Origin of the sequence: Nocardia wallacei, assembly GCF_029869545.1 — a bacterium.
Taxonomy (GTDB): domain Bacteria; phylum Actinomycetota; class Actinomycetes; order Mycobacteriales; family Mycobacteriaceae; genus Nocardia; species Nocardia wallacei_A.
Window position 1 is genome coordinate 1 of sequence record NZ_JARWQD010000247.1, and the last position, 4,596, is coordinate 4,596.

Consider the following 4,596-nt stretch of genomic DNA (forward strand, 5'->3'; position numbering starts at 1 on the left):
CGGGAATTGAGTATCCACAATGCGCCGGAGCGATGCTGGACGCGGACCGCGCGCTCGCCCACTATCCGATCCAGCGTGTCCCGGCTCAGGCTCGTCTCGCCGTCGTGATAGCCGACGGCCCGAATCCACGCTCCCGCGGGCAATTCCCGATCGGCCCGCCGCAATCGCCCGGCCAGCTGCGCCACACCGCGAACCGCCGGAGCATCGAGCCTTATCGATTCCGCCCGAGCCGCCGTCGCCCGCAGATGCGTATGGTGATCGTGCAGCCCGGGCACCAACCACCCGCCCCGCGCATCGATCTCGTCCTCACCCACCACCGCGCGCAGCCCGCGCCCACACTCCGCAATCCGCTCTCCCACCCACCGCACATCGGTGTACGCCTGCCCGAACACGGTCGCATTCCTGATCAGCATTGCAAGCCACCCCACTGCCCCGGCCCCTCGACGCGCGCGTTCAAAGCCTTCCCGCCCTCCCGGCGCGTTCGCCAGTGGTCCCCACTGTTCCGGTGTGCACGTTCACGATCTTCCCACTACTCCGCCGTATTCGGCAGGCGGTCCTCCGCCGATTCCGGTGAACCATGCTCCATCACTCCAGCGCGTCCGCCAGCCCCATGCCATTCCCGCCCGTCTCTTTCATTCCGGTGCATTCACTCAAAGTCCTCTCCGCACTGCGTCCGTCCGCCTAAGTCTCAGGCTCATCGGGACTCACCCCGGACGAGGGCCGGAGCACGGGGGATTGGTTGGGGCAGAACGTGTTGTGTGTGCTCGAGGTGGTCGCAGGTGACGGCCCAGTCGTCCGGTCCATATCGGGTGAGGCGGTGGGGGCCGTGGGAGAGAGCGGGGGCGGTGGCGAAGGCGGCGGTGGTGTCGCGCATGGAGAGGTCCAGGAGGAGGCCACCGCCCGCGTCGACGGCGGTTGCGGTGGCCAGGGCCGCGCACACTCCGGTGAGCGGGTCGGCTAGGGCGTCGGCGCAGAACACCGGTTGGCCGTCGTGCCGTCCGACCAGTCCGCCCGCGACCGCGGCATCGTCGCCGAAGGCGACGCGCATCGGGTGGTCGCGGCCGTAGCCGGTGAGGCTCAACCAAATTCGGCCGGGGCGGTGTGGGCGGGAGTCTGATCCCAGGCCGAGTTGATCCAGTGCCCGCGGCCGGGACGCCTCGATCACGATGTCGGCGGAGTCGATCAGCATGGCCAGTTCTCGGCGGCCCGCATCGGTGCGGAAATCTATGGTCACGAATTCGTGACCGTCGTGCAGCCATTCGAAGAATTCGGGTGCGGAACGGGCCGCGTCCGGCCGATGTACGCTCTCCACCTTGATGATTCGCGCGCCCGCCCGCCCCAGCAACCGCGCGCACAGCGGTCCCGCCCACAACGACGACAGGTCCACCACGACGCAGTCGCCGAGACCGCGCCCCGCCACCGCGTCACCGATTCGCTTGCCGCGCCACGGCATTCGCCGCCGCAGGATGGTGGGCAACGCGGCGGCCGGTACCCCGAGCAACTGCGCCCGCTCGGCCAACCGCACCGCGGGCCATCGTGCGGCCGCCGTTTCGAGGACCGCCCACGGATCGCCGCCCTCCCGCTCCCCGACGATCGCGGGCACCGCATCGAGATCCTCGGCCCGGCTCAACGTCACCGCACACCAGCCGTCCGCGGTCCGAAGCAGCCGACTGCTCCCACCCACCGACCGCTGCCCACCCCGCCGCCGCTGGTCACCGGGCCTCCGGCGAGACAACACCATCGCAGGATCGATCTCGACCCGCTCACCGATGCGCGCGGTCACCTCGCCGAACACACGCCCAACCTCACCCAGCAGCCCGAAGGCGGGCGCGGGGGTGAGCACCGGCGGGCCGTCCGCAAGACCGGTGAGGTCCATGGCGCCGGACGCGGCCCACCCCAGGGCCGCACAGCGCTCTGTCTCCGATTCCGCTGGGCCGCAATCGCTTCCGAGCGTCGCAAGCCACCGACGAACCACACTCGCGGCGCTACCGACCGGCCCGCTCATGCGACGAACCCTGGCCGCCGACGACCGTAAGGCCACCCCTCCCCGGCATCCAAGGCTGGTATCTGTGGATTCCGGCCAAGAGCGCGCCGGAGTGACGGGGGTGCCGTGGCGGTACCGGCCGGAGGGGTGTTGGGGACGTGTTGGGTTTCGGTCGGGGCGTGTGAGTTTGCGGCCGAGGTGTGCGGGGTTCGGGTGACTTGGTCGACCAGGCCCCACTCGAGGGCGCGGTGGGCGGGGAGGGGGTGGCCGGTGAGCATGAGCCAGGTGGCGCGCCAGCGGCCGATGCGGCGGGGGAGGGAGACGGTGCCTCCGGCGCCCGGGACCAGGCCCATGTGCACCTCCGGGAGTCTGAAGAAGGCGTCGGGGGAGGCGATTACGGTTCCGGCGAAGGCGGCTGTCTCGGCACCGGCGCCGATACACGGGCCGTGGACGTGGGCGGTGAGGCGGTCGGCGACCCGGTCCATCACCGCCCACGGCGCCCGGTCCAGCCGGACCAGGTAGGCGGCGACCGGATCGGTGGCGGTGCCGAATTCGTCGAGGTCGCCGCCGCTGCAGAACGCCGGTCCGGTGCCGCTCAACTCGATGGACTCGATGCTCGGGTCCGCCTCCGCCACCTGGAATGCCGCGAGCAGGTCCTCGCGCATCCTGGCCCCCAGCGCATTGCGCCGCTCCGGCTGGTCCAGCGTGATCGACAACCGGCTGCCGGTCCGCCGCAGCAGCACGGGGTCGCGGCCGGGGACGGGAATCGGCCGCGCCGGGCCGCGTTCGGCGAGCCACGCGGCGAATTCGGTGCCGCCCAGCAACATCGAATAGGTCGCGGCCTCGGCGGCCAGCGCGGATGTGGTCGGTAGTCGTGAGGTCTGGCGGAGCAGCTGACCGCAGGCGACGGCGGCGCGAGGCGCGTACAGCACCGCGTCGCGCAGGGCGGCGACCGCCGCGGCGAGATCCGGCACCCGGACGAACTGCGGGCAGTCCGGCACCGCATGCTCGGTGAGCGTCACCGTGGCGGTGCCGAGCACCGGGCGCAACTGCGGATCGGGTGGTTCGCGCAGCGCCACGACCACCAGCGGGACGGCACGCTCCACGACCGCGGCCAGCCGCATCGCGTCGCCCGCGGCCAGTTCCCCCGGCCGCGGCTCGAGGATGATCAGCGGCTCACCGGGACGTCCGTCGGGACCGAGATCCAATCCGGTCAGGTCGATCATGCGGGATACCTTCTGCTCCGGACGGAGGCGCTCACACGGGATCCGAGTTGCGGGTGCCCGGATCCCGTGCGCGCCCTGCCGCGGTGTCCACCGCTGTGGTCGGACGAGGTGCACTGGGGCTGACCGACAGCGGTTGACCAGGACTACCGCGGCGGCCCTTCGATCGCCGAGCCCGGGGACGAGCGCCGAACCGCCGTCCCGCAGGGCCCGCGACGTCTGCCTACCACCATGAGACGCTCCTTACTCCAACAGGAGAATAGCATTCTCCACAAGAATGCGCACGAAATCTCACCAAAACCACTCTCATGTACCACCCCCACCCGCCACCCACCCCTTCTCGCACCCCCTGTTCGATCCCGCACCCCTTGCAGGGTCTTGTAGCCCGTGCGGGAACCAGGAGGGGGTGCGGCGAGTTGGGTGGGGGCGCCGGGTGTTGCGATCCGCGCGGCGTTCGCAATCGCCCTCTCGTTGTGAGAGAATGGCATTCTCAGAGATCCCTCGCGGAGTTGCGGAGGAAGGAGGTCGCGATGCTCTTCGAGTTCGACGCCGACCAGCGAATGTTGCGGGATACGGTGCGCGAGGTGACCGCGCGCGCGTGCCCGCCGTCGCTGATCAGGGATGTCGCAGACAAGGACGTCGAGCCCCGCGCGCTGTGGCAGACCTATATCGACGTCGGCTGGACGGAGCTGTCCGATCCGGCGTTGTCGGTCGAGCTGGCGATCGTGCTCGAGGGGTTGGGACGGGCCACCGATCCGACGCCGTTCCTGGCGACGATGTCGCAGTTCGCCCCGCTGGCCGGGGAAGACGGCCGGATCGAAACACCCGGTGCCGCGGTGTATTCCGGCGTCACGGCCACCGCGGACGGCGACGGGTGGCGGCTCGACGGCACCGCCCGCCACGTCGTCGACGGCGACCGGGCCGAGCGGCTGGCCGTTGTCACGGACGCCGGAGTATTCCTCGTACCGGCGGCGGCGGTCACGGCAACGCGCAGCCCGGTGTTCGATCCGGTGCTGCACCTCGCCGAGATTTCCTTCCCGGGCGTGCGGGTCGGCAGCGGCGATCGGCTCGAGGCCGATCCGGAACGCGCCCGCCAGCACGCGCTCACCGGTATCGCACTGACCACCGTCGGGGCCTGCCAGCGCATCCTCGACCTGGTCCTGGAGCATGCGCGCACCCGCCGCCAGTTCGACGCGCCCATCGGGTCGTTCCAGGCGGTGAAGCACAAGGCGGCCGATATGCACATCGCGATCGAAAGGGCCCGCGCCCTCGGCTATTTCGCCGCGCTGTGCCTGGCGGCCGACGATCCCCGCCGCCACCTGGCCGCGTCCATGGCCAAGGCGTCGGCGGGCGAGTGCCAGTCCGTGGTGTTCCGCCACGGCCTGCAGC

4 protein-coding genes are annotated in these 4,596 nt (G+C 70.9%); 1 reads left to right on the top strand and 3 read right to left on the bottom strand.

Features of this window, described 5'->3' with window-relative positions; all coding sequences use genetic code 11:
* The 3 genes from QH290_RS20780 to QH290_RS20790 form a co-directional block, all read right to left on the bottom strand.
* Positions 1-413, bottom strand: a 413-nt coding sequence (locus QH290_RS20780) for an amidohydrolase family protein (RefSeq protein ID WP_280384578.1), incomplete at its 3' end; no start/stop codon positions are given.
* 281 nt (positions 414-694) lie between these two features.
* The gene (locus tag QH290_RS20785; RefSeq protein ID WP_280384580.1) at positions 695-1,876 is read right to left on the bottom strand and encodes a CoA transferase; all 1,182 of its coding nucleotides are present in this window, start codon (positions 1,874-1,876) and stop codon (positions 695-697) included.
* A 125-nt stretch (positions 1,877-2,001) separates the two neighbouring features.
* On the bottom strand, positions 2,002-3,210 hold the full coding sequence (locus QH290_RS20790; RefSeq protein WP_280384582.1) for an enoyl-CoA hydratase/isomerase family protein: 1,209 nt from the start codon (positions 3,208-3,210) through the stop codon (positions 2,002-2,004).
* A gap of 527 nt (positions 3,211-3,737) precedes the next feature.
* Here QH290_RS20790 and QH290_RS20795 point away from each other — a divergent pair.
* The coding region (locus QH290_RS20795) for an acyl-CoA dehydrogenase family protein (protein WP_280384585.1) at positions 3,738-4,596 on the top strand (859 nt) is incomplete at its 3' end.

Bases quoted from the DNA above. Each gene is read 5' to 3' on its own strand.
- QH290_RS20790 (WP_280384582.1), bottom strand. From the start codon at position 3,210: ATGATCGACCTGACCGGATTGGATCTCGGTCCCGACGGACGTCCCGGT.
- QH290_RS20785 (WP_280384580.1), bottom strand. From the start codon at position 1,876: ATGGACCTCACCGGTCTTGCGGACGGCCCGCCGGTGCTCACCCCCGCG.